This window comes from Desulfuromonas sp. (assembly GCA_002869615.1).
Classification (GTDB): Bacteria; Desulfobacterota; Desulfuromonadia; order Desulfuromonadales; family UBA2294; genus BM707.
The window spans coordinates 109,938-136,471 of record PKUH01000001.1 but is presented as its reverse complement, the minus strand read 5'-3'; the positions used below and the strand labels follow the sequence as shown (position 1 = coordinate 136,471).

Sequence of the window (26,534 nt, the reverse complement as noted above, 5' to 3'; positions counted from 1 at the left end):
TTTGAGGTCAGTGATGAATTGTTGGTGCGACGGATCATCTCACGTGGCGGGAAAAACCGGGTCTACCTGAATGGTTCGCTGGCGACACTGTCCCAGTTACAGTCTATTTCTGCCGATCTGGTTGCCATTTACGGGCAACATGAGCAGCAGCAATTACAGCGACCGTCGGCTCATCTCGATCTGCTCGATCGGTTTTCAGGAGTTGACAACGAGTTGGCGGCCTATGCAGGGTCTTATGCCGAGCTCAAAACTCTGCAGGAGAGGCTGGCCCAACTTGAACTGGCGGAGCGTGATCGTGCACAAAAACTCGATCTGCTTTCATTCCAGGCCCAGGAGCTTGAACAGGCCGAACTTCGGCCAGGGGAGGATGAGGAGCTTGAGCGCGAACGCAAAATGCTTCAGAATGCCGAGAAACTGGCAACGGTCTGTGCCAGCGGAGTTTCCGAACTGTATGAAGGGGAGGCGGCGATTTGTGATCGGATCGCCAGTCTCGCCACTGAACAGGATGGCCTCCGGAATGTCGACCCGATGTTTGTCGAGTTGGCTGAGGCACTGCGTCAGGCCCAGTTCGGGCTGGAAGATGTTGCCTCGCGGCTGCGCGATTATGCCGGACAAATTGTTTTCGACCCGCAGCGTCAGGCTGAAGTCGAAGAACGCTCGGCCCTGCTGACGTCGCTCAAACGCAAGTACGCGCCGACGGTTGAAGAGCTGATTGAATATCATAAGGCGATCGTCAGTGAGCTTGAAGAACTCTCCGATGTTGAGGCTTCCCGCGACGCCTTGCTGAAAAAAATGGCAGATGCTGAAGCCCAATTGCGTCAAACAGCGGCAGCCTTGAGCAAAAAACGGCAATCCGGTGCCCTGATGATGCAGCAGAAGATCATGGCCGAGCTACAGGATCTCGCTCTCGAGAAGGCCCGTTTCGAGGTCCGGCTTGAGCCCCTTGAGGAGCCTTCAGCGCGGGGCATGGAGCGTTGTTCCTTCTTTCTCGCGGCGAATCCGGGGGAGGATCCTAAACCCTTGAATAGAATAGCTTCTGGCGGCGAATTGTCGCGAATTATGTTGGCAGTCCGGCGCTCGGTTCCGGCTGATGAAGCAATGACGACAGCTATTTTCGATGAGGTTGACGCCGGTATCGGTGGTATCGCCGCGACCAAGGTCGGGGAAAAACTGAAAAAAGTGGCGCAAGGCTTGCAAGTTCTATGTGTAACCCATTTGCCCCAGGTCGCTGCTTATGCCGATCACCACTTTCGGGTCGAGAAACATCAGGATGATGATCGGACAAGAACCGATCTGGTGGCACTGGATGGCGAAGCGCGGGTCGACGAGATGGCGCGCATGCTTGGCGGTGCCCAGGTTACGGATCGAACCCTCGAGCACGCCCGGGAGTTGATCGGTCGCTCAGTCGGTCAGGTCGGGTAGCGATGGAGGTGACGAGATGATTCGTAAAGCGCGGATTGGCGATGCCAAAGCGATCCATCGACTCCTGATCGGGTATGCGGGGGACGGACTGATGCTTTCCCGTTCGTTGCCCGAAATCTACGAGACGATCCGGGATATTTATGTGTTTGAAGATGCCGGAGCAGTTGTCGGCACGGTCTGGCTGCATGTCTGCTGGGAAGACCTGGCCGAGATCCGGTCGCTCGCCGTTGCTGCTGAAGCTGGCGGTAAAGGCATCGGACGCCTGCTGGTTGATGCGGCGATCAATGAGGCCCGTGAAATCGGGATGAAAAGGGTGTTTTGCCTGACCTATCAACCCGGCTTTTTCGGCAAGATCGGATTTAATGAAATCGAAAAATCGGAGCTGCCGCACAAGATCTGGGGTGATTGCATCAAGTGCGCAAAATTTCCCGAATGTGACGAAATTGCCATGCAGCTCGAACTGGCATCAGGCAGCTGACAGACTGGTTGCAGGTCAGGACCGTAATAAATTTTGGTCTTGACATAAATAGAACTTTTACAGTATTACCTATACTTTAGATGGATTGTCGGCCAAGGCCGAATGTCGAGTCGTATACCGGAGGACGCAGTGTCTGCCAAGAAGTTTACATTCCTGATCATTCCTGAAGGTTCGCATCAGGTACGTCGTTTCAATATCAAACGATCAGTTCTCAAAGGCTGGGTTGCATTTGCGGCGGTCGTGTTGATCGGTCTGACGACGATGACCGTTGACTATGTTCTTTCGGAGCTTGATCAGGCTGAACTGACCCGTCTACAGGCTGAGAATCGCCAGCAGCGCAATGAGTTGCAGCGCCTGGTGGCTGGTCTTGAGGATCTCCAGACGGAAATGCGCTTACTCGCCCAGACCGACGCCAAGGTGCGGATCATGGCCGATCTTTCGAAGCCGAAGTCCAACACCATGGTCGGTATCGGCGGGCCACCTGAAATTGACGAAAACGATTCTTTTTCGCAACTGCAGACCCGCATAGACCAGATGCGTCGTGACATAGACTTGCGCCGTGAAAGCCAGGAAGAGATTCAGGGATTTCTCAACGACCAGCGTTCAATGGTCGGTGCCGAACCTTCCGGCTGGCCGGTCAAAGGCTGGTTGACCTCGAGTTTTGGTATGCGCAAGTCGCCGTTTACCGGTAAGCGGAAGATGCATGAAGGCTACGATATCGCGGCCCGTACCGGTACGCCGGTTTATGCGACGGCCGATGGTGTGGTCAGTAAATCGGAGACCGTACCCGGATACGGCAAGCTGGTTATTATTGAGCATGGTTATGGCTACCGGACCTATTACGGGCATAATTCCAAGAACCTTGTTCGGGCCGGTCAGCGGGTTGTCCGCGGTCAGCAGATTTCCAAGGTCGGTAATACCGGCCGTTCAACCGGTTCGCACGTCCATTATGAAATCAGGCGCAACGGTGTTCCGGTTAACCCGAAGAAATTCCTCTAGCTTGATAACTCAATATGTTTCATCAGGCCCCGGCAATCTGCCGGGGCCTTTTTTCTGCCGGCATTTTCGTCTCGTCCGCAAGCGGCTGATTCTCTATTTGACTTCCTTCGGTCAAACCAGTAAGGTGTCTCGTTTTGTCGCAAAAGAACTGAATTGAGAGATTGAATCAAACCATGAATGAACTCAGAAATATTGCCATTATTGCCCATGTCGATCACGGGAAAACAACCCTGGTCGATGCCATGCTCAAGCAGTCAGGAATCTTTAGGACCAACCAGAAGGTGGTTGACCGGGTCATGGATCGCAATGATCTGGAACGGGAGCGAGGCATCACGATCCTGTCGAAAAACCTGTCGGTACAGCGCGATGATATGCATATCAATATCGTTGACACGCCGGGGCATGCCGATTTCGGTGGCGAAGTCGAGCGGGTCCTGATGATGGTCGATTCGGTTCTGTTGCTGGTTGATGCTTTTGACGGGCCGATGCCGCAGACCCGGTTTGTGTTGAAAAAGGCACTTGGTCTTGGTCATAAGCCGGTTGTTGTCATCAACAAGATCGACCGTCCCGGTGCGCGCCCGGAAGAGGTCGTTAATATGGTGTTCGACCTGTTTTGTGAACTCGACGCCAGGGACGATCAACTCGAGTTCCCGATCATCTATACCAGTGCCAAGCTCGGCATTGCCAAGAATGAGCCGGAAGATGAGAGTGAAAACCTCGATCCGCTGTTTGAAGCCATCCGTGAGCATGTGCCGCCTCCGGAAGGGGACAAAGGGGCGCCGTTCCAGATGCTGGTTTCAAGTATCGATTATGATGACTATATCGGTCGGACGGCTACCGGGAAGATTTTTGCCGGGAAGGTTTTTGCCGGGGAGTCGGTTGCCCTGATCGATCATGATGGCAAGTCGACTACCGGCAAAATTACCAAACTTCTCGGTTATCAGGGGTTGACCCAGGTCGAGATCCCCGATGCAGCGGCCGGTGATATTGTAACCATTGCCGGTTTCGAAAATGTCGGCATCGGAGAAACGTTGGCCGATGCCGCCAACCCGGTACCAATCCCTTATGTCTCGATCGATGAGCCGACCCTTTCGATGAACTTCATCGTCAACTCTTCGCCATTTGCCGGAAACGACGGCAAATTCGTGACCAGTCGGCAATTGCGTGATCGCCTGATGCGGGAACTCCGGACCAATGTATCCCTGCGGGTAGAAGATACCGACAATACCGACAGCTTCAAGGTTTCGGGCCGGGGGGAACTTCATCTGTCAATTCTCATCGAAAACATGCGGCGCGAGGGGTACGAGATGGCGGTCTCGAAGCCGGAGGTAATCTATCGCGAGATCGATGAGGTGCGCTGTGAGCCGATGGAGTATCTCTCAATCGACGTCCCGGAGGAATACCAGGGGACGGTCATCGAAAAGCTCGGCACCCGCAAGGCTGAAATGGTCAAGCTTGAACCGATGGACGGCGTCGTCCGGATAGAATTCGTCATCCCGGCACGTGGCCTGATCGGTTTCCGGACCGAGTTTCTGACCGATACTCGTGGTACCGGGACAATGAACCATGTATTCCATGAGTACGCACCTTACAAGGGTGATATCCCGGGACGTAAGAACGGCGTACTGATTGCCATGGATGCCTGCGAAACGGTTGCATACGCTTTGTGGAACCTGCAGGATCGAGGCACCCTTTTTGTTGGCCCCGGCGTCCGGGTTTACGAAGGGATGATCATTGGTCAGAACGCCAAGGAAAAGGACCTCGTGGTCAATGCCGGCAAAGGTAAAAAGTTGACCAACGTACGGGCCTCCGGATCCGACGAAGCGGTTCGCCTGACCCCGCCGACGATTCTCAGTCTCGAACAGGCGCTGGAGTTTATCGATGATGATGAACTGGTTGAGGTGACACCAAATGCGATCCGCTTGCGCAAAAAGGTATTGATCGAACATGAACGAAAGAAGGCCTCCAAGGCAGGGAAAGCATGATATGAATCAGGGCAGGCCATACGGTCTGCCCTTTTTGTTTATTACTACGGAATCTACCCTTTCTTGACTTGTAGGCATGGAATCCACTGTGCTAAAATTCTATGTTTATCAACAATAATAACCGGAGACTATCCGGATTGAATTTCTGGAGTCAATATGATTGGATCGATTGTTCAAAAGATTATCGGCAGTAAAAATGAACGTGATCTGAAGCGGATGCAGCCGCTGGTTGAACGGATCAATAATCTCGAGGCCGAATTCGAGGTTTTGTCCGATGATCAGCTCAAGGCCAAAACGGCCGAATTCAAGGAGCGTTACCGCGCCGGTACAACTCTCGATGACCTGCTTCCGGAAGCGTTTTCCGTGGTTCGAGAGGCGTCGAAGCGGACGCTTGGAATGCGCCATTTCGATGTTCAGTTGATCGGCGGCATCGTTCTGCACGAAGGCAAGATATCGGAAATGAAGACCGGCGAGGGTAAAACCCTGATGGCGACTCTGCCGGTCTATCTCAACGCTCTGGCCGGTGAAGGTGTTCATGTTGTAACGGTCAATGATTATCTGGCCAGCCGAGATGCCGAATGGATGGCCGAGGTCTATAATTTTCTCGATCTCACTGTTGGCTGTATTATCCACGGGCAGACCGATGCTGAACGCAAGGAGGCGTACGCCTGCGACATCACCTACGGGACCAATAATGAATTCGGGTTCGATTATCTGCGCGACAACATGAAGTTCGATCTCGAAGAATATGTTCAGCGGAATCCATTCTTCGCTATCGTTGACGAAGTCGACTCGATTCTTGTCGACGAGGCGCGGACACCGCTGATCATCTCCGGTCCGAGCGAGTCCCGGGTCGATCTCTATGGTGCGGTCAATCGGATCATTCCCCAGCTCAAGCTGGGGGAAGTAATCGAACATCGTGATGGTGGCCGCATCGGGCAGACCTTGCGGGAGTATACCGGCGACTATACGGTCGATGAGAAGGCGAAGAATGCATCAATGACCGAAGAGGGGGTCGCCAAGGTTGAAAAGATACTCGGTATTGACAACCTTTACGATCCGATGCATATCGAGGTTCTGCATCATGTCAATCAGGCGCTGAAGGCTCATACCCTGTTCAAGCGGGATGTCGATTATGTTGTCAAGGACAACGAGGTTCAGATCGTTGATGAGTTTACCGGTCGCCTGATGCCGGGCCGGCGCTGGAGCGATGGTCTTCACCAGGCGGTTGAGGCGAAGGAAGGGGTGCGGATTGAAAGCGAGAACCAGACCCTGGCGACGATTACTTTCCAGAATTATTTCCGGATGTATGAAAAGCTGGCCGGGATGACCGGTACCGCTGAAACCGAAGCGACTGAGTTCAAGGAAATTTATGGTCTTGACGTCGTTGTTATTCCGACCAACAAGCAGATGGTCCGCAAGGATCAGTCGGATATGATCTACAAAACCGAGAATGAGAAGTTTGAAGCTGTCGTCGAGGATATTATCCACTGTAATGAAATGGGACAGCCGGTGCTGGTCGGTACGATCTCGATCGAGAACTCTGAAAAGCTTTCCGAATTTTTGAAAAAGAAGGGTGTCAAGCACAACGTTCTCAACGCCAAGCAGCACGACAAGGAAGCCGAAATCGTTGCCCAGGCCGGCCGTAAGGGTGCAGTCACCATTGCGACCAACATGGCCGGCCGCGGAACTGATATTGTTCTTGGCGGCAATGCCGAGATGCTGGCAAGGAAAGCGGCGGCGACTGCCGCTGATCCGGAACAGGCCTTCACTGAAAGCCTTGATAGATTTTCGGCTGAATGTGCCGCCGAAAAGGAGGAAGTCCTGGCTGCAGGCGGTCTTTATATTCTCGGTACTGAACGGCATGAGTCGCGTCGTATTGACAACCAGCTGCGCGGGCGCTCCGGGCGTCAGGGCGACCCGGGCGAGAGCCGCTTTTACCTCTCCCTCGAGGACGACCTGCTCCGGATCTTCGGTTCCGAGAGAGTTGCCTTCGTTATGGAAAAACTCAAAATTCCGGAAGGTGAGCCGATTGAACATCCGATTATCAGCCGGGCGATCGAAGGGGCACAGCGCAAGGTCGAAGGTCACAACTTCGAGATTCGTAAGCACCTCATCGAATATGACGATGTCATGAACCGCCAGCGCGAGGTTATTTACTCTCAGCGTCGTGAGGTGCTCGGTGGTGAAAATCTGAAAGAGATGGTCGAAGGGATCAACGACGAGACGGTCGGTGATATGGTTGCAACCTTCTGTGTTGACAAGCCGGCGCAATGGAACTGGGGGGGACTTTACGAAGATTTTCTTAACCAGTTCAACTTTCCGCCGGATCTTCCGAGTGCCGATGACCCGAATCTCAAAGCCGAGGAACTTGAAGAGAGCCTGTTTCAGCAGGTCATGACCAAGTTCCGTGAAAAAGAAGAAGAGTTTACGCCCGAGGTCATGGACCACCTGCTCAAGGTTCTGCTCTTACAGACTATCGATACCCAATGGAAAGGGCACCTGCTTAATATCGATTACCTGAAAGAGGGGATCGGTCTGCGCAGCTACGGCCAGCGCAACCCGAAAGAGGAATACAAACGTGAGGCCTACAACCTCTTCATGGAAATGATGGGGCGGATCCGTCAGGAAATCATCATGAAGTTGTTCCGGGTGCAGTTAGCCCAGGACGAAGATATCGCCCGGATGGAAGATGAACAGCGCAAGAAGAAAAATTTTTTGAATCGGCATAGTGGATCAGGAAGTCCCGGCAAGCCGGTGGCTCGTGATGAGGAAAAAGTCGGTCGGAACGATCCGTGCCCGTGCGGCAGCGGTAAAAAATACAAGAAATGCTGCGGCGCCTGACCCGGTTTGTTGAGCGGGGTTGCGAACGCATTGCATAACATGCCTTGATCGAAACAGTCATGTTGCCAGGCATGATTTACAGCAGATGGAAATCGGACCAGCATGACAGCTGAAACCGAAAAATCCCCAAGAGTCCTGATCGTTGATGACGAGGCCTTCTTCCGCCAGGTTATTATTGATAGCCTGTCTGCTGATGGTTATTCAGTGGTCGAAACAGATAATGGCTCCGAGGTTTCACGACTGATCAACCAGCATCGGATCGGCCTGGTACTGACCGACCTCGAGATGTCCGATGTCTCCGGCCTTGAGGTGCTGAAAATGGTCAAGGAACTGTGCCCGGAAGTTCCGGTTGTGGTGATTTCCGGGCATCAGGATTTTAGTGCCGTTCGTGCTGTCCTCAGTGGCGGTGCTCTTGAGTATCTGGTCAAACCTTTTTCCAATGCCGAACTTCTGACCGTTGTCGAACGGGCTTTTTCTCAGTACCGGTCAAATCTCGAGGCGAAAAAAAATCGTGAAGAAGCTGATCGACTTCTGACCGATCTGGTCCTGTTGCGTGAAGTCGGCAAGACAGCCAGCGGTGAAGTCGATCTGCAGTCCCTGCTTGATCGGATTATCAACCTGATTGTCGATTCCGTTGATGTCAAAGTCGCTTCGCTGATGCTTCCGGACCGGGACGGAAACCTCCGGATCCGGGCGGCGCACGGACTGCCGAAGGGGGTTCAGGACAGCGCCGTCATCACTCCTGGCGAGGGAGTCTCGGGGCACGTTTTCGCGACTGGTGAGCCGGTATTGATCAACGATATTGTCGAGGATGGACGGTTTTCACCTTCCGGTGACGAAGGACAGTATTCAACCGCTTCGGCGTTGTCACTGCCGCTCAGGGGGCGCGATCAGACTATCGGTGTCCTCAACGTTAACAACAAAACCGATGGCACCTCGTTTTCGGCGCACGATCAGAACCTGTTCGCTTCAATTGCTCACCAGGCGACAATGGCGATCGAAAACTTCAACCTGATTAACCAGTTGCGTAACAAGGCGCGTGAGCTCGAGGCCCTGAATAAGGCCCGGTCAAAACTGGTCTGCAACCTGTCGCACGAGTTGAAAACGCCGTTAACCTCGGTGCTTGGTTTTTCCGACTTGCTGCAGTTGCACCGTGCCGAGATCAGTGAGGCGGAGCTTGATGATTATCTCGGCAAGATTACCGACTCAAGTATTCAGATGGAACGATTGATCAGCGGCATGTTGCTGCTTTTCTCGATCGACTCGGGAACCGCGCAATGGGATTCGCATCCGTTGGCGGTGGGCGAGATCTGTCTTCAGGAGATTGCGCCCTATCGCGAGCGGATTGAGGCGCTGGAGCTCGATCTTCAGCTCGACCTGGCAGATGATCTTCCGGCCGTCTTTGGCGATCGGGAAAAATTCGGTCTGCTGATTGGTGCCTTGATTGATAATGCTGTCAAATTCAATGAACGGGGCGGGTCACTGTCTCTTTTAGCCGCAGCAGGAGGCAGTGAGCATCCCGACCAGATATATATCAGGATTCACAACGACGGAACTCACGTTCCGATCGAAGCTGCCGAAGAGGTTTTCGCCCAATACAGCCAGCTCGGCGAGATCAACACGGACAAGCCGGAGGGGGTCGGCATCGGACTGGCCCTCTGCCGGACGATTGTTGAGAAGATGGGTGGCACTATTTTTCTTGAAGATACTGCTGGCGCCGGCACCACGTTCGCGATGCTGTTGCCGATAAAGGACAAGGATGATGAGTCGCACTGACGATCCAACTGTAAAGGGGTTCCGGTTCGCCGCTATGGCGTCCGGATTGAAAAAGAACCAGGCGCTTGATCTCGGTCTGATTGTTTCGGAAAGGCCGGCCCAATGTGCCGGCGTATTTACCGCCAACCGGGTTGTGGCGGCACCGCTCCAGGTCTCGGCCCCCCGGGTCCGCGCCGGACAGTGCCAGGCGATTCTGGTCAACAGCAAAAATGCCAATGCCTGCACCGGACAGGCGGGACTTGCTGACGCCAACGCCTGCAGCTCAGCGCTTGCCGAAGTCCTCGATCTTGATAATGATCTGATCGCCATCGCCTCAACCGGGGTAATCGGTCAGCGGCTTGATGTTGGTAAAATCGTGACGGCATTGCCGGAGCTGAGGGATAACCTTTCGCCCGATGCCGCCGGCGATGTCGCCGAAGCGATGATGACGACAGATTCTTTTAGCAAGGTCTCGGCCGCTTTCGGAGCGGTCGCTGACACCGGCTATGCGATCCTCGGTCTGGCCAAAGGGGCCGGGATGATTCACCCGAATATGGCGACCATGCTCGGCTTTGTCATGACCGATGTCGGGATCTCCTCGGCACTTCTTGACAAGGCGCTGCGGCAGGCGGTTGATCAAACATTCAATCGGATTACCGTCGATCGCGACACCTCGACCAACGATATGGTTCTGTTGCTCGCTAACGGTGCAACCGGCGCAGTTATTGACAGTGAAGGCGATGACTTTGAGATTTTTGTCCGCCTGTTGCAGGAGGTACTTCTCGATCTGGCCAAGATGATAGTCAGTGACGGTGAAGGAGCAACCAAGCTGGTTAAGATCGAAGTCACCGGCGCCGCCGATGATAACGACGGCCTGCAGGCAGCAACGGCAATTGCCACCTCGAACCTGGTGAAAACAGCCTTTTTCGGTGAAGATGCAAACTGGGGGCGGATTATCGCGGCCGTCGGATATTCCGGAGCAGAAGTCGATCCGGACAAGGTCAGCATCAGCTTTGATGGAGTCATGGTGGCGGAAAATGGGCTTGCCGGCTCGGCCGAACAGGAGGCTGCGGCGACCGCGGTGATGAAGCTTCCGGAATTTACGGTTACGGTTGATCTTGGCCTCGGGAACGGTTCAGCATTTTACTACACCTCTGACTTGACCTATGATTATGTCAAAATCAATGCCGACTACCGGACCTGAAGATATCCATCCGGCATCCTTCATCGATCACACCCTGCTCACTCCGGTGGCGACTCCCGACCAGATTTCGCAGCTCTGTGAAGAGGCAGTTGAATACGGTTTTGCCGCGATCTGCATCCCGCCGACGTTTGTTCGGGCTGCTGCCGAAAAACTCTATGGATCTGAAGTCGGGATTGCCACGGTCGTCGGCTTCCCGCTCGGTTACGAAATGTCGGCGGTCAAGGCGTTTCAGACACAAAGGGCAGTGGCGTCGGGAGCAAGCGAAATCGATATGGTGATCAATCTCGGAGCCGCTGTCGCCGGCGATCTTGATCAGGTTGGACGGGATATTGCTGCTGTTGTTGCTGCTGCCGAAGATGCCGTCGTCAAGGTGATTCTCGAATGTTGCCTTTTTGCCGAGGACATGAAGGCAACCCTTGCCCGGATTGCCGTTGAAAATGGTGCCGCCTATGTCAAAACCTCGACCGGTTTTTCTAGCGGTGGGGCGACGATTGCAGATGTCAGGCAACTGGCCGATACCGTTGCCGGCAGGGCCGGCGTCAAGGCCGCCGGAGGTATTCGCGACTGGTCGACCTGCCGGTCAATGATCGAAGCCGGCGCGACACGTATCGGCACCAGCGCCGGTGTTGCGATCATCAAGGGTTGGCAGGATGCCAGAAGCCATGGCTCCTGAACGTTTTTCCCGGGTAATCCTGATCGTTCTCGATGGCGTCGGCGTTGGCGCGCTTCCCGATGCCGCCTGCTTCGGCGATGCCGATGCCAATACCTTGCGGCATGTTGCTGAAGCTGTTAATGGATTGGATGTTCCGCATCTCAAGCAATTGGGCCTCGGCAATATCTGCCCGACTCCGGGCCTTGAGCCGGTGCCGCGACCAGAAGCGGCCTGGGGGAAGATGGCCGAAATCTCCTGCGGCAAGGATACGACAACCGGCCATTGGGAACTGGCCGGTCTGCCTACGGTTGAACCTTTTGCAACGTTTCCGCTTGGATTCCCGCCCGAAATAATGGAACCGTTCGAAAAGATGGTCGGGAAACCGGTACTGGGCAATATTGCAGCCAGTGGCACCGATATTCTGCGCGAACTAGGCGAAGAGCATCTCCGGACCGGCCGACTGATAGTCTATACCAGCGTCGATTCGGTATTTCAGATCGCTGCTCACGAGGATGTTGTCCCGCCCGGGGAACTCTATGCGATCTGCCGGTCTGCCCGGGATCTTCTCGATCCCTTCCGGGTCGGCCGGGTGATTGCCCGACCTTTTACCGGTACTTCGGCTGTTAATTTCAAACGGACCCATCGCCGCCACGATTTTTCAATGCCGCCACCGGCTCCGACCCTTCTTGATCATCTGGTCGAAACAGGGATTCCGGTCAAAGGCATCGGCAAGATTTCTGATATTTTTGCCGGCTGCGGAATCGCCGCTACGTTGCCGACCCGTGATAATCGTGATGGCATGGCACAGATCATTGATCTGCTCTCCGAATCCGGAAGAGCCCTTGTTTTTGCCAACCTGGTCGATTTCGACATGCTTTATGGCCATCGGCTCGACGCGGCCGGTTTTGCCGATGCGTTGGCTGAATTCAACCGCTGGTTGCCGGAGCTGAAAGCGGCGATGAATGATGATGATTTACTTCTGTTGACCGCTGATCACGGTTGTGATCCGACGACGTCCGGCACCGATCATTCGAGGGAGTATGTTCCTCTTCTGGCCTGGCACCGGAATCTGCAGGAAGGGATATCGCTTGGCGTTCGGAACAGTTTCTGTGATGTTGCGGCAACCATCGCCGAGGCGTTTGGCACCGGTTGGCCGGTCGGCAAGAGTGTTATCAGACAGTTATAGGGAAAGCATTTGAAGGATCAGTCGATAGGGTTGATTTTCAAGGTCAATTCCGTAGACCGGCTCTGCAATTGCTCTATATCGAGCGTGTCCTGGGCATAGCTTTTGTCGCTTAACTCGGTCATCAGCAGGTTCTCGACGTATTGTCTGAGCAGCTTCTCCGTGTCGGCGGCAATGTCAATGAATTCGATCCCCATCCCCTGCAGGTAATTGTTCCCGGCCTGAGGTTCAACCCGATAGACAATACGGCCCTTGATTTCAAGCTCTTTTTGCATGCCGAGAAGAGGGAGGACGATCTGGACATTATCAGGGCCATCGATACGAGAGCCGGTGCGAAAAAAAAGCCCTTCGGCACTCAGGCTGATAATCTCGGCAATACAGGGTGATTCACCGCAATAATACATGCCTGGCAATTGAACTTTGAGACGGATGTTGCGCCGCGGAATTTTTTCAAGATATTTCTGGGTCAACTCAAAGAGTCTGAAAATATCAACAGGGTAGTCGAGTTCCTCGGTCGCCTTGAGTGTTTCGGCTTCAATGGAGGAATCGTTGACCAGAATAAACGGAGCCTTTGATTCTTTAAGGATTTTTGCGACACCTTTTTCGGTGATGAATCCCGGCCCGGATATGATCAACTCGGGCTCGAGTTCCTTCATCATCGATTTGAATTCATTGCTGTCTGAAATCGGCAATGCCCTGTAACCCCAGTTTTTCAGTATGATTTCCAGGGTCGACAGTAATTCATTTCTCTGGTCACAGATCAGTATTCTTTTCAAAACCACACCTCTTTTGCGAAGTGTGATTCTATTCTCGCTAACATCAATGGTCAAGTGGAATTGTGTCGATCAACAGTGTGGTCGTATCAGGCGCGGTGCGACTCTTTTTCTTTCAAGTATTCAGCGAGTCTGTTAAACTCTATCTGTTTGGAAAAACAGAAGAAATAGGTGAGGGTTAGGGATGGAAATTCGTCAGCTTCTCGAAGAGCGTGAACGGAAGGTACTTGCAGGGAATGCCGCTTTCAGTTCTACCAGTAATGGGCGGATCGTAGCTGAGGAGCCCTGTACGATGCGGACCGCCTTTCAGGTTGATCGTGACCGTATTCTTCATTGCAAGTCTTTTCGTCGGTTGAAATACAAAACCCAGGTATTTCTCTCACCTGAAGGCGATCATTATCGAACCCGCTTGACCCACACTCTGGAAGTTTCGCAGATTGCCCGTACTATCGCCCGGGCGCTTTCCCTCAATGAAGACCTGACAGAAGCGATCGCGCTTGGTCATGACCTCGGGCACACTCCGTTTGGACACGCCGGGGAGCGGGTTCTCAATGAACTGACCCCCGGGGGGTTTCATCATGTTCGCCAGAGCCAGCGAGTTGTCGAGTATCTTGAAAACGACGGCTCCGGACTGAACCTGAGTGCAGAGGTCCTGGATGGCATCCGTAAACACTCAAAGGGGCGCGGAGCGCTCAGTGATGTTGATCCGGATAGCCTGCCGTCGACGCTGGAAGGACAGATTGTCCGGTTTGCCGATATTATCGCTTATGTTCATCACGATCTCGATGATGCACTGCGGGCCGAGCTTATTCGTGAATCAGAACTGCCGGAAACGGTCAGGGAGGTTCTCGGTGCGGCGAATTGTGACTGGCTTGATACAATGATCGGGGATATTATCAGACTTTCCATGGAGAATGGTGATGCGGTTATCCGTTTTTCTCCGGAAATAGATAATGCCGTGATCGTTTTGCGGGATTGGTTGTTCAGGCACGTCTATCTGGTTAAAACGGTCAATGATGGTTTCGAAAAAGCATCGCATATTTTGCGTGAACTTTTTCGGTATTTTCTGAAAAACGAGGATGCCCTTTACCGTTATGGTTGCCGCCAGAGAGGGGATGAAAAGATTGAAATCGTGATTGCCGATTTTATCGCCGGGATGACAGATCGCTTTGCCTTGAATCTTTATAGTGACATCTTTCTCCCCAGACCCTGGAGCGTCGTCTAACTGCGCAGAATAGCAAATGTTATTTGTCTTGCGAACCTTGACACTTTTGCTTCAGATATGATAATTACCTAAGAGTTTAATGACTTTTGTCTCAAGGGGCATATGCACGGGTTCAATGAACGGATGACCGAAGTGGCAGACAAGAGGCTCGTGTTTCGTATTGCCGGTGTCGGGTTCGTATTGTCACTTGAGGATCTGGTTGAAATTCGTGAAGCCGGAGCAGGCGTGCTTGACCGCTCTGCTGCTGATCCGGAAATCGGCCTGCTCGGATTGTTGGCCTACCGGGATGAAGCGATCCATGCGATCAATATTCGGCATCGGGTCGGACTGCCGGTTCCGGAAGCGTATGAGACTGCTTACATTGTCGTCAATGGCTCTGACGGAGCCTGGGCTATGCCGGTCGACAAAATTGAAGGGATCTTTTCGGCCGAAGAGTTTGTGCTGCATGAAGTCCCCCTGCTTTTGCGGATGAACGGGGACCTCCCATATCAGTCGTTGCATCTCTGGCGTTCCGAGCCGCTGATAGGATTTGAACCACTGGCAATTGAGCAGGCCGGAGGCGCCGGATGAGCGATAAAGTTGCTCTATTGATGTTCGCCGGCCGTAATTTTTCATTGCCGGTAGAGCGGATCAGGCATATTCTGCAGGAACCGGTTGCTTATCCGCTGGTTCGGCTTTGTCGGGGTCTCGCGGGGGTTTTTCTTTTTGCTGAAGAAATTGTCCCGCTGATTTCAGCAGATATCCTGTCCGATCTTGGTCCCTACAAGGCCGGTACGAACAGTTTTACGATCATCTACCAGAGTGATTACGGTGTCGTTGGACTTCCGGTCGAATCGGCCGTAAAGATAGTCGATGCCGTTGACGGTAAATTTATTGCCGCAACGTACGAAGAAGAGTCGGTCGTTGCCAGTCAGTTTTTCGAATATCTGAACTTCAGGTACCCGGTTCTCGATATTGACAACCTGCTGACTCTTCTATCCATCTAATAGGACGTCGGTGCTGAGGTAGCGCCAAGGAGGCATGAATGAGCAAGAAACTGTTGTTGGCAGACGACAGTATTACAATCCAGAAGGTCATCGGGATCACATTTGCCCATGAAGATTACGACCTGACGATTGTTGATAATGGTGATGCCGCTCTGCAAAAAGCACAGGGAAATAAGCCCGATTTGATAATGGCTGATGTTTTCATGCCGGGGAAAAATGGCTATGAACTCTGTGCCGCCGTCAAGCAGGATCCGAATCTGCAGAATGTCCCGGTGCTTCTTCTGACCGGAACATTCGAACCGTTTGACGAGGAAAAAGCAGTCAGTTCCGGAGCCAACGGCTGGATATCAAAGCCGTTTGAATCGCAGGCACTCATCGGGAAAGTGGAGGAATTGCTTGGTGGCGCTCCTGCTGCGGCTCCGGCCCAACCGGCCGCACCGGCCCAGGCACCGCCTGCGCAACCCGCCGCCCCGGCCCCGCCGCAACCCGCCGCCCCGACTGCAAGTGAACCGGACGACTGGGGCGATGTTTCTTTTGACGAAACTCCGGCTGCGGCCCCGACCGAGGCTGTTGAACCCCAGGTTTTTGAAGATGAATCGGATTTTATCATTGATGATGGGACCGGCGCTGAGGCTGCCGATACCTCCGATGTATGGGCTGATACCGGTGATGCTATCGAGATGGCCGAACCGGAAGTAGTGGCAGTTGAGCCGACTCCACCGGCGCCGCCGGAAACGCCTGCAGCGCCGGCACAACCTGCACCACCGGTGCAACCGACCCCCCCTCCGGTCCAGCCAGCCGCGCCGGCACCGTCATCTCAGCCGGCAGCGCCGGCCGGGAATATTGAAGCCCAGGTCGCCGGCATGTCGGAGGCCGATCTGCAGGTTGTCGTCGAAAGGGTCGCCGGTGCTGTTCTTGAAAAAATTGCATGGGAAGTCGTCCCTGATCTTGCAGAAAATCTGATCAAGGATGAAATCCGCAAGCTCAAGAGTGGCGCCTGACGCAAGGGCATACACATTTTCGCAACATGTTTTCGAGAAATGGGGAAGCCTTCGGTCCCCATTTCTTTTGTTTTATTGATTAACGGCGGCAACGGCCGCACAGGGAACAGGAATCGAGATGGAAGAAAATCTGCCGAAAGGCTATGAACCGCATGACGTTGAAAAGAAATGGTACATGGCCTGGGAAGAGTCAGGCTTGTTCCACGCCAACGAAAAGAGCGGCGATGAAGGATATTCAATTGTCATTCCGCCGCCTAATGTTACCGGCGTTCTGCATATGGGCCATGCCCTCAATAATACCCTGCAGGATGTTCTCGCCCGTTGGAAAAGAATGTGCGGCTGCGAGGTCCTCTGGATGCCGGGAACCGATCACGCCGGGATTGCGACCCAGAATGTGGTTGAAAAACAGCTCGCCGCAGCGGGCAACGACCGGCATGCTCTCGGTCGTGAAAAGTTTATCGAGCGGGTCTGGCAGTGGCGCGAGGAATCGGGCGGCAAGATTATCGAACAACTTAAAAGACTTGGCGCCTCCTGCGACTGGGAACGCGAACGCTTCACCATGGACGAAGGGTTATCGACGGCGGTTCGCGAAGTCTTTGTCCGGCTCTATGAAGATGGTCTGATCTACCGCGACAACCGTTTGATCAACTGGTGCCCGCGTTGCCACACAGCGCTTTCCGATCTTGAAGTCGAGCACGAAGAAAAACGTGGGCACCTCTGGCACCTGCGTTATCCGGTGATCGGTGCCGACCGCTTTATCGTCGTCGCGACCACCCGCCCCGAAACCATGCTCGGCGATACCGCCGTTGCGGTCCACCCGGAAGATGAACGATATGCCGACCTGATCGGCGGTAAGGTGATGCTGCCGCTGGTCGATCGTGAAATCCCGATCATTGCAGACGAGTACGTTGACAGCGAGTTCGGTTCAGGGGTGGTGAAGATTACCCCGGCCCATGACTTCAATGACTTCGAGATCGGCAAGCGACATGATCTCGAATTTATCAACATCCTCGACGAGTCGGGGGTGGTCAATGAAAATGGTGGTTCTTATCACGGCCAGGAACGCTACGAGGCCCGGGCCAATGTTGTCGCCGACCTCGAAGCGCGTGATCTGCTTGACAGGATCGAGGACTACGGTAATTCGGTAGGCGAGTGCTATCGCTGCCGGACGGTTATCGAGCCGTTTATGAGCAAACAGTGGTATGTCAGTGTCAAGCCGCTGGCCGAGGAAGCGATCAAGGCGGTTCGGCAGGGGGATACCCGGATTGTTCCGGAGCAGTGGGAAAAGACCTATTACGACTGGATGCTCAATATTCAGGACTGGTGCATCAGTCGGCAGATCTGGTGGGGCCATCGCATCCCGGCCTGGTTCTGTGACGACTGTGAGCAGATTTCAGTTTCGCGTGAGGAAGTTACTGAATGCAGCAGCTGCGGTAGCAGGAACCTGCATCAGGAGACCGATGTCCTCGACACCTGGTTCTCATCGGCACTTTGGCCCTTTTCGACCATGGGCTGGCCGGAGCAGACCGAAACCCTGGCAAAGTTTTATCCGACCAGCTGCCTGGTGACCGGCTTCGATATTCTCTTCTTCTGGGTTGCCCGGATGATGATGATGGGGCTCAAGTTTATGGACGTTGTTCCATTCAAGGACGTCTATATCCACGCCCTGGTTCGTGATGCCGAAGGGCAGAAGATGAGCAAGAGTAAAGGCAACGTCATCGATCCGCTGCATGTCATCGATGATTATGGTGCTGACGCCTTCCGGTTTACCCTGACCGCTTTTGCGGCGATGGGTCGCGACATTAAACTTTCGACCGACCGCATCGCCGGCTACCGCAATTTTGCCAACAAGCTCTGGAATGCCAGCCGCTTCGCCCTGATGAATCTCGATGGCTTCGATCCGGCCGATATCGATCTGTCTGAACATGAACTCTCGTTAGCCGATCGCTGGATTCTGACCCGTCTCAACGAGATGACGGCAAAGCTTGATGGTGCCCTGAAGGATTACAAGTTCAATGATGCCGCCTCGGTTCTCTACAGTTTTACCTGGCACGAGTTCTGTGACTGGTACATCGAGTTGATCAAGGATGATCTGTACGGTGACGACTCCGGAGTGAAAAAGCGGGCCCAGTCTGTTTTATACGTCGTCCTCGAGCGGCTGTTGCGGCTTCTCCATCCATTGATGCCATTTATCACCGAGGAGATCTGGCAGGCACTGCCGGGACAAAAGTCGGTAGACTTTATCATGCAGGCAGAGTATCCGGACAGTGACCTGCCGGCCGATACCGAGGGGGCCGACCGGATGGAACTTATCATGAATGTTATTCGCGGTATCCGGAACATCAGGGGTGAGATGGATGTTGCCCCGAGCCGGCAGATTAAAGCCCTTCTCGATTGCAAAAGCGATATCTCCCTGGCCATCCTCGAGGGTGGCCAGGGTTATATCCGCTCACTGGCCCGTACCGGGGAACTCAAGATGGGCATCGGGCTCGATAAACCGGAACAGTCGGCAACCCAGGTTGCCGGCGACGTTGAAATCCTTTTGCCGCTGGCCGGCCTGGTCGATATCGAGGAAGAAGAAAAACGGCTCAAGAAAGAGATCGCCAAAGTCCAGAAGGATGTCGATTTCTTTACTAAAAAACTGGCAAACGAGAAGTTCGTCGCTAATGCACCGCCGCAGGTTCTGGAGAAAGATCGTGGCAAGTTGCAGGAAGCCGGAGAGAAACTGTCGATTCTCGAGGATTCCCTTGGCAAAATCCTTAAACTGAAATAATCCTTTTCCTTGTACAGCGGGGACCTGAGTTTATGGCAAATGAGGGGGATGACCTGGCCGCAGGTTGTCCCCTTTCCTGTTTTGTCTAACCTGTCTATCGTTCGCGATCAATTAATTGTCAGAAAACGATTTTGCGAATTCTGGCGCCAGTCGACGATTTAAAACCAATCCTTGCAGTTCTGAAATGTTTTAAACTGGTTGTAAACCCCATAGCGCTCTGATATCTTTTAAGTTAAAGCAAATTTGAAGGAGTGCCTTTATGCCGCGTTTTTTGTGCCTGATCCTGATTCTCCTTTTTCTTCCGGCGGTCTGTTTAGCTGAGGCGACGGTAACGGTCCGTGGGCTTGCTGAATTGAGTGTCCCGGCAGATCAGGCGGTCTTCACCCTGGCCCTGATCACTGAAGGAAAGTCGTCGGAACAGATTCTGAGTGAAAACAGTCAGCAGATGGAAAAAGTGCTGACGGCACTTCGGCGAACCGGTCTTGACGGGAAAGAGATGACGACCGGGCAGTTCACGATTGACCCTCTCTGGAGTCAACGTTCAGGGAAGTCGTCAGATTTTACCCGGCCGCAGATTATCGGGTTCCGGGTAAGTAATCAGATTCTGGTGCAAACATTGAAGCTTGATCTGGTTGGCAAGCTGATTGCGGCGGCGGTGGATGCCGGCGCAATCAGGGTCAACGGATTACGCTTCGGGCTTTCGGCTCCACGCTCGTATCAACAGGAAGCAATTCGTGTGGCGACCAGGAAAGCGCATGAGGATGCTACGGTTCTGGTTGATGCCGGCGGTGGCAAACTCGGCAGACTGGTGTCGCTGAGTCTCGATGACGCGCGTTCGATTTCAGTTGCCGCGCCGCGGGCGATGTATGCCGAAAAAGCGGTTGCCTCGATTGCTCCGCCCCTTTCAGCAAGCGATGTTACGGTTCGGGCTACGGTTACTGCCGTCTATGCAATCGATAAATAGCTAAAGCATATATAATTTCGACAGGAGGAAACGATGGCATCGAGGATTCTGATTGTAGATGATGAAGAAAATATCCGTTTTACTTTTGAAAGTTTTCTCAAGGACGAGGGTTATGCCGTTAAGACAGCAAGTAATCTTCAGGACGGCAAAAAACTTTTGGCCGATGAGGAGTTTGATCTCGTTTTTCTTGATATTCTTCTCGGTCGTGACAGCGGTCTTGAAATCTTGCGCGAAATCAAGGAACGCGGCATTACTTCGCCGGTTGTCATGATTACCGGTGCGCCGGAGGTCGAAACGGCTGCCGAAGCTGTTCGTTACGGTGCTTTCGATTACATTCCGAAACCTGTTATGCAGGAGAACCTGCTGCGGGTTACCCGGATGGCGCTTGATCATAAACAACTGATAGAAGAGAACGAAACCTTCCGTATGCGTCTGGAAGCCTTGTTCCGGTGTGCCCGTGAAGGTATTTTTATTACAGACAAGGAGCTCCAGGTCGCTGAGTTGAATGAAGCGGCCAAGGAGATTTTTGGTTGTGATGAGTCGATCGTCGGCAAGCGTCTCGATAGTCTTGACTCGGATGGTGCCTACTCCACTCTGGTCAAGTTCAGTGATATGATCAAGGCCCGCTTCGAGGGAGAGATTTATCGACTGGAAGGTGTATCGCCAGCCGGTGAAAGACAATACCTCAGTCTGACAGCATCGCCCCTGAAGACGGAAGACGGTCAGGACTATGGATATGTTCTGGTCGTAAGGAATGAATCGGAATAGACTGAAAACTCCCGATTATGAACAAACAGGTACTCTGGGTGGTTGTTTTTCTGATCGTTCTGGCCTGGTCGGCGGTCGATCCGAAAGACTATTATACCTGGCTTCTTGAAGTCGCTCCGGCAATCATAGCCTTTGTGCTTCTTGCCTCAACCCGCAAGACCTTTCCACTCACGTCTTTGGCTTATTTTTTGATTCTGATCCACTGTGTCATCCTGATGGTTGGCGGTCATTATACCTATGCCGAAGTCCCGCTGTTCGATTGGATTCGAGACACCTTTGGGCAAAACCGTAACAACTACGACAAGCTCGGCCACTTTGCCCAGGGGTTCATCCCGGCACTGATTGCCCGGGAAATTGTCATCCGCCGCACTGTTTTCAACAGTCGCGCCTGGCGCAACTTTTTCATAGTCTGCTTCTGCCTCGGTTTCAGCGCATTTTATGAACTGATTGAGTGGTGGGTTGCCCTTCTTTCGGAGCAGGCCGCCGAATCATTTCTCGGAACCCAGGGATATGTCTGGGATACCCAGTCCGATATGTTTCTGGCGTTGGTCGGAGCGATTGCGGCCCTGGTTTTCCTCGGGAAAATTCACGATCATCAATTGCGCAACCTAAAGGAAAGCAACCCCGATTGAACAGGGTGTCGCGGCTGTTTGACGGCAAACGATTCGTCTGCCGGGCATCCCCTGGTCGGGAGCTTGCTGATCTGTGTCGCCGGGTGCCGAAAAGATCTTCAGGCCGGTTCGCTGTTCAGCTCTTCGAGTACGGACTCCAGATGTTCCCGGATCTCTTTGCTGGTTCCCATGTCAAGGATCTCCCAGGCCGCCCTGCGGGCCACATCCGCCGGTAATTTTTCAAGAAAGGCCTTGGTGCGGGGGATGAATGGTGCCGGCATCGAGAACTCACGGATACCCATGCCGATAAGTGGAATCAGGTTGATCGGATCTGATGACAGCTCACCGCAAACGCAAACGCCCTTGCCGAGATTGGCAGCGGTCGTTTTGACTTCATTCAAAACCTGCAGGACTGCAGGATGGAGCGGATCGTAATATTTGCTGACCAGGGGATTGTTGCGATCGGCGGCAAGCAGGTACTGAATCAGGTCATTGGTGCCGAGGGCAAAGAAGTCGACTTCATTGGCAAAGCGCTTGACCAGACGGACAGCCGCCGGCACCTAGATCATGATTCCAAGCGGGACTTCATCGGTAAAAAGGACTCCTTCCGCCAGCAGGTTTTCCCTCGCTTCGGCTACAACCTCCTTGCAGGCCATCAATTCATCCATGCTTGAAATCATCGGAAAGAGCAATTTGACCGGACCGTGCATGCCGGCCATCAGGATTGCTTCGATCTGGGTCTGGAAAATATCCCTGTTGTCAAGAGAAACGCGGACCGAGCGCCATCCCATGAACGGGTTGTCTTCATCCGGTGGCGAGAAGTAGGGGAGCGCTTTGTCGCCACCGATATCGAGAGTCCGGATGGTGACCGGTTTGTCGTTAAAACCTTCGATGACTTTTCGATAAAGCATGTACTGATCCTGCCGATCCGGGAAATCGGCCCGGGTCATATAGGGGAATTCAGTCCGGTAAAGACCGACGCCCTCGGCGCCGTTGCGAAGAGCAACCGGAACATCGCTGACCAGTCCGATGTTTGCGCGCAAGGTAATTTTTTCTCCGTCGGCCGTGACCGCCGGCTTGTCGCGGAATGCATCGAGTCGGCTCCGCTCACGGTTCTGATCTTCTTCAAGACGGGTATATTCTTCAACAATTGCCTCATTCGGATTTACATAGAGGGTTCCGGAATTGGCATCAAGAATCAAATCATCATCGGGAGCGATGCGGCTCAGAATTTTTTTAACTCCGACCAGTGCCGGTATGCCGAGCGATTTGGCCATGATCACCGCATGCGAGTTTTTCTCTCCCGCTTCGGTGACAATCCCGGTAATCTGTTCATGATCAAGAGCGGCCATATCAGATGGAAGGATTTGCCGAGCGACCAGGATGCCGGAATGTTTGAGGTGAAGCATGTGGTTCTCTTCACCGATCAGGTTAGCCAGCAGGCGGCGACCGATGTCTTCCATGTCAGCGGCCCGTTCACGAAGATATGAATCCTCCATTTTTTCAAAGGCTGCAATATAATCACTGACAACCTTTTCGAGAGCATAAGGTGCGCCATGACCATTCTTGATTTGATCCTGTAATTTTTTGATGAAGGAGCGGTCCTCGAGAATCATCTGGTGGGTGTGGAAAATCGAGGCGTCACTTTCGGAGAGCCTTTCCGCTACCCGTTTTTCGAGGAAAATGGTCTGGATACGTGTTTTTTCGAGGGCGTCATCGAGACGTTCAAGCTCTTCTGTCTCATCAACAGCTTCTTCATCAAGAATATCGGAAAAACCGAGACGTTCTTCCAGGATGTTGGCCTGGCCCATCGCGACACCGGGGTATGCGACATTGCCGCGAATTACGGTACTGAACGGAACATCTTCATCTTGATCATCTTTATCTTCAGTGAGACTTCTTTTGGCCTGTGCAAGCTCGCGGGTGACCCGGGTCGCTTCGTGTTCCTTTTGCTGGATGCGGTCGAGAAGCCGCGCATTGATAACAATCGATGTCACCTGAAAAGCGATCGTGGTCAGGGTGCTGATTTCTTCATCACTGAACTGGCGTGTCACCTTGGTCTGGAGTACGATAACGCCAAGTGGAGCTTTGCGGTCGAACAGCGGTATGCCGAGAAAAGAATGGAACTTTTCTTCTCCGGTTTCTTTAAAGTAGCGGTACTTGGGATGATTCTCAGGGTCCTGGATAGCAATCGATCGGCGCTCCTGGGCGGCCATCCCGGTAAGGCCTTCGCCGATTTTCATCGTGACTTTGCCGATAGCGCGCTTGGAGAGGCCTTTGGTCGCCCGGAGTCGCAGCGTTTCGTCATCCGTGTCGAGCAGATAGATCGAGCAGACATCGGTCCGCATCCGTTTGGCGACGAGGTTGGCAATATTGCGCAGGGTTTCGTCGAGGTCGTGCGATTGCAGAATCAGAGCGGAGATATCCTCCAGTGTCGCGACACCGAATCCTTTATTTGATTGTTTGGCAACCATTGGATTCCCCCGAGGAAAAAAACAGATAGAATTGAACTTTAAAAATATATCATGACATTAAGTTAGCATAATAGTCGAAATAGGCATTGTGAGTCGAATAAAAAAACGCCGCCCGGGGGAGAGAGTACCCGTGGCGGCGTAAAAGGGGATGCTTTCCGATTGATCAGGATGCGTAAAATCCCCGAACATACCTTTCATTAGAAGCAATGCCTGTGCCAAATCTGGTAATTATGAATCGATTTGTTGTAAATATTATAGAAAAGGTTGGGAGAACAATGGTTTACCTCTAATTGGTCTGACCATGTGAATTGTTTTCAGACTGGCTGGTTTTTGGTGAAAAGGCGTTTTTTAGCAAAAATGTCGGAAATTGCTGGTCAGGTGACACAATCTCTGGCGAAAATGAGTAGGGCAATTTGCATTGAGTGGTGGAAAATCGCCACTTTGGTTGAATCATCAGTCATTCGGATTTGATTCGGCCGACCTGGTCGCTGAAGTGGCAGGCGACCTCCCGATCCTCTTCAATGTTCAGCAATTCGGGTGCTTTTATTTTGCAGATATCGCGTGCATAACGGCAGCGGGGATGAAAGTGACAGCCGTTCGGCGGGTTGACCGGTGAGGGAACCTCTCCCGGCAAGGCGCTGAATGTTTTCTTTGCTTCGGGGTCGGGAACCGGTACTGAAGCGAGTAACGCTTCGGTATAGGGATGCCGTGGCGAAGTGTAAAGTGCCGCGGCCGGCCCGAGTTCAACAATACGGCCAAGATACATGACCGCAACCCGGTCGCAAATATGTCTGATAACGGCGAGATCGTGGGCAATGAAAAGATAGGTCAGTCCGAATTCCTTTTGCACGTCCCGCATCAGATTGATAACCTGGGCCTGGATTGAAACGTCGAGGGCGGAGACCGGTTCATCGGCGACGATCAGTTGCGGTTTGACCGCCAGGGCCCGGGCGATACCGATACGCTGACGCTGCCCTCCGGAAAACTCATGCGGAAAGCGATCGATTAGTGATTGGTCGAGTCCAACCGTCTCGAGCAGCCTGGAGACCGACTCCTTAAGATCTCCGTTTCCGGTGAGACCATGAATTTTGAGCGGCTCGGCAATGATCTGGCCGATCCGCATGCGTGGATTCAGCGAGGAAAAAGGATCCTGGAATATCATCTGCATATTGCGGCGCAGATTGCGCAGTCGGTCAGGTGGGATCTTGCGCAGGTTCTGTCCGTTGAAAATAATTTCGCCCGAATCGGCATCAAGCAGCCTGAGAATCAGTTTACCGGTCGTCGATTTGCCGCAACCCGATTCACCGACCAGTCCGAAAGTTTCCCCGGGAAAGAGAGCAAACGAGATATTGTCGACTGCCCGCAGTAACTGTTTGCGGGCACCGGGGGTATTTGTTGTCAGCTGGAACGATTTTGAAAGATTGTGGATTTCAAGCAGCGGCTTCATTCTCGCCTCCAGCAGCGTACGGCATGACCGGTCTCGATCGGCTTGAGCTCGGGGCAGGCCGCTGCGCACTTTGCAATAGCTTCCGGACAACGATTGCGAAAGGGACAGCCGGTCGGTCGGTCGAGGGCCGGCGGCACCTGACCCTTGATCGGGGTCAGTCTCCCCCGCTTATCGTCAGTTCGGGGGAGAGAGGCGAGCAATCCACGGGTATAGGGGTGGGACGGATTTTTGAATAGTGATTTAACGTCGGTCTGCTCGACAATCAGACCGGCGTACATGATAACAACGTCATCCGCTGATTCGGCGACGATTCCGAGATCGTGGGTGATTAGCAGGATCGCCATTTGGTGGCGATCCTGAAGTTGACGCAGCAACTCCATAATCTGGGCCTGGATAGTAACATCGAGCGCCGTAGTCGGCTCGTCGGCAATCAGGATTTGCGGATCGCAAGCCAGCGCCATTGCGATGATGACGCGTTGGCGCAAACCGCCGGAGAGCTGGTGCGGATAGTTGTCCAGTCGCTGCTGCGGGTCGGGTACGCCGACCTGCTCGAGCAGGGAAACTGCCTTGCGGAGTGCCTTTTGATACGACAGCCGTTCATGCAGCTGCAAAACTTCGGCGATCTGGTCACCGATTTTGAGCACCGGATTCAGCGCCGTCATCGGTTCCTGGAAAACCATGGCGAGATGTTGGCCGCGCATCGACCGCATCTCGTCTTCCGACAGGGCAAGCAGGTTTTCGCCGTCCAGAAGTATTTCGCCACCGGTGATTCTCCCCGGCTCGGGAATCAGGCGGAGCAGAGAGAGCGCCGTCATTGACTTGCCGCAGCCCGACTCTCCAACCATGGCCAGGGTCTTGCCACGGTGCAGGGTGAACGAGATGCCGTCAACCGCACGGATAATCCCTTTTTCGGTGAAGAAGCTGGTTTTAAGATCACGAACTTCAAGTAACGGGGGCATTCAATATCGTCTCCACGGGATCCCTGACACT

The 26,534-nt window shown here is 53.4% G+C and carries 20 protein-coding genes and 1 pseudogene; 17 read left to right on the top strand and 4 right to left on the bottom strand.

The window, feature by feature from the left end:
- The 9 genes from recN to C0623_00540 form a co-directional block, all read left to right on the top strand.
- Positions 1–1,422 (top strand): DNA repair protein RecN (gene recN, locus C0623_00580; GenBank protein ID PLY03879.1); only part of this gene is annotated, 1,422 nt, incomplete at its 5' end.
- Positions 1,423–1,438: 16 nt separating this feature from the next.
- On the top strand, positions 1,439–1,900 hold the full coding sequence (locus C0623_00575; GenBank protein ID PLY03878.1) for a GNAT family N-acetyltransferase: 462 nt from the start codon (positions 1,439–1,441) through the stop codon (positions 1,898–1,900).
- 102 nt (positions 1,901–2,002) lie between these two features.
- On the top strand, positions 2,003–2,899 hold the full coding sequence (locus C0623_00570) for a peptidase M23 (protein PLY03877.1): 897 nt from the start codon (positions 2,003–2,005) through the stop codon (positions 2,897–2,899).
- A gap of 173 nt (positions 2,900–3,072) precedes the next feature.
- Positions 3,073–4,884: a translational GTPase TypA gene (gene typA, locus C0623_00565; protein PLY03876.1), complete on the top strand. Its 1,812-nt coding sequence runs from the start codon at positions 3,073–3,075 to the stop codon at positions 4,882–4,884.
- A 156-nt stretch (positions 4,885–5,040) separates the two neighbouring features.
- Positions 5,041–7,728: a preprotein translocase subunit SecA gene (locus C0623_00560; protein PLY03875.1), complete on the top strand. Its 2,688-nt coding sequence runs from the start codon at positions 5,041–5,043 to the stop codon at positions 7,726–7,728.
- Positions 7,729–7,830: 102 nt separating this feature from the next.
- Entirely contained in the window at positions 7,831–9,504 is a 1,674-nt protein-coding gene (locus tag C0623_00555) for a hypothetical protein (protein ID PLY03874.1), read from the top strand.
- Positions 9,491–10,687, top strand: a complete 1,197-nt coding sequence (locus C0623_00550) for an ornithine acetyltransferase (protein ID PLY03873.1) — start codon at positions 9,491–9,493, stop codon at positions 10,685–10,687. The genes C0623_00555 and C0623_00550 overlap by 14 nt, the downstream gene beginning before the upstream one ends.
- Complete coding sequence (gene deoC / locus C0623_00545) at positions 10,668–11,360, top strand: deoxyribose-phosphate aldolase (GenBank protein ID PLY03872.1); 693 nt, start codon at positions 10,668–10,670, stop codon at positions 11,358–11,360. Before C0623_00550 ends, deoC begins: the two co-directional genes overlap by 20 nt.
- Positions 11,350–12,525, top strand: a complete 1,176-nt coding sequence (locus C0623_00540; protein ID PLY03871.1) for a phosphopentomutase — start codon at positions 11,350–11,352, stop codon at positions 12,523–12,525. Before deoC ends, C0623_00540 begins: the two co-directional genes overlap by 11 nt.
- Positions 12,526–12,542: 17 nt before the next feature.
- Here C0623_00540 and C0623_00535 read toward each other — a convergent pair whose 3' ends face one another.
- A complete protein-coding gene (locus C0623_00535; GenBank protein ID PLY03870.1) occupies positions 12,543–13,298 on the bottom strand; it encodes a hypothetical protein in 756 nt (251 codons plus the stop codon).
- 181 nt (positions 13,299–13,479) lie between these two features.
- Between C0623_00535 and C0623_00530 the strand changes: the two genes are divergently transcribed.
- The 8 genes from C0623_00530 to C0623_00495 all read left to right on the top strand — a co-directional run bounded on the left by C0623_00530 (position 13,480) and on the right by C0623_00495 (position 21,644).
- Positions 13,480–14,520 carry a deoxyguanosinetriphosphate triphosphohydrolase gene (locus tag C0623_00530; protein PLY03869.1) on the top strand — a complete coding sequence of 347 codons (1,041 nt, stop codon included), beginning with the start codon at positions 13,480–13,482 and terminating at the stop codon, positions 14,518–14,520.
- A gap of 102 nt (positions 14,521–14,622) precedes the next feature.
- On the top strand, positions 14,623–15,090 hold the full coding sequence (locus C0623_00525) for a hypothetical protein (GenBank protein ID PLY03868.1): 468 nt from the start codon (positions 14,623–14,625) through the stop codon (positions 15,088–15,090).
- Positions 15,087–15,506: a hypothetical protein gene (locus C0623_00520; protein ID PLY03867.1), complete on the top strand. Its 420-nt coding sequence runs from the start codon at positions 15,087–15,089 to the stop codon at positions 15,504–15,506. Before C0623_00525 ends, C0623_00520 begins: the two co-directional genes overlap by 4 nt.
- 38 nt (positions 15,507–15,544) lie before the next feature.
- Entirely contained in the window at positions 15,545–16,507 is a 963-nt protein-coding gene (locus C0623_00515; protein ID PLY03866.1) for a hypothetical protein, read from the top strand.
- Between the two features lie 118 nt (positions 16,508–16,625).
- Positions 16,626–19,280 (top strand): valine--tRNA ligase, encoded by a 2,655-nt coding sequence (locus tag C0623_00510; protein ID PLY03865.1) that lies wholly within the window; start codon positions 16,626–16,628, stop codon positions 19,278–19,280.
- Positions 19,281–19,539: 259 nt separating this feature from the next.
- Positions 19,540–20,244 carry a hypothetical protein gene (locus C0623_00505; protein PLY03864.1) on the top strand — a complete coding sequence of 235 codons (705 nt, stop codon included), beginning with the start codon at positions 19,540–19,542 and terminating at the stop codon, positions 20,242–20,244.
- Positions 20,245–20,277: 33 nt separating this feature from the next.
- Positions 20,278–21,012, top strand: coding sequence for a hypothetical protein (locus C0623_00500; GenBank protein PLY03863.1), 735 nt, complete (start codon positions 20,278–20,280; stop codon positions 21,010–21,012).
- Between the two features lie 17 nt (positions 21,013–21,029).
- Positions 21,030–21,644, top strand: coding sequence for a DUF2238 domain-containing protein (locus C0623_00495; GenBank protein PLY03862.1), 615 nt, complete (start codon positions 21,030–21,032; stop codon positions 21,642–21,644).
- Positions 21,645–21,742: 98 nt separating this feature from the next.
- Here C0623_00495 and C0623_00490 read toward each other — a convergent pair.
- From C0623_00490 to C0623_00480, 3 genes and pseudogenes are all read right to left on the bottom strand, one after another.
- Positions 21,743–24,097 (bottom strand): annotated as a pseudogene (locus C0623_00490) (diguanylate phosphodiesterase).
- Positions 24,098–24,554: 457 nt separating this feature from the next.
- Positions 24,555–25,544 carry a peptide ABC transporter ATP-binding protein gene (locus tag C0623_00485; GenBank protein PLY03861.1) on the bottom strand — a complete coding sequence of 330 codons (990 nt, stop codon included), beginning with the start codon at positions 25,542–25,544 and terminating at the stop codon, positions 24,555–24,557.
- Positions 25,541–26,503, bottom strand: a complete 963-nt coding sequence (locus C0623_00480; protein PLY03860.1) for a peptide ABC transporter ATP-binding protein — start codon at positions 26,501–26,503, stop codon at positions 25,541–25,543. Before C0623_00480 ends, C0623_00485 begins: the two co-directional genes overlap by 4 nt.
- Positions 26,504–26,534 lie beyond the last annotated feature (31 nt).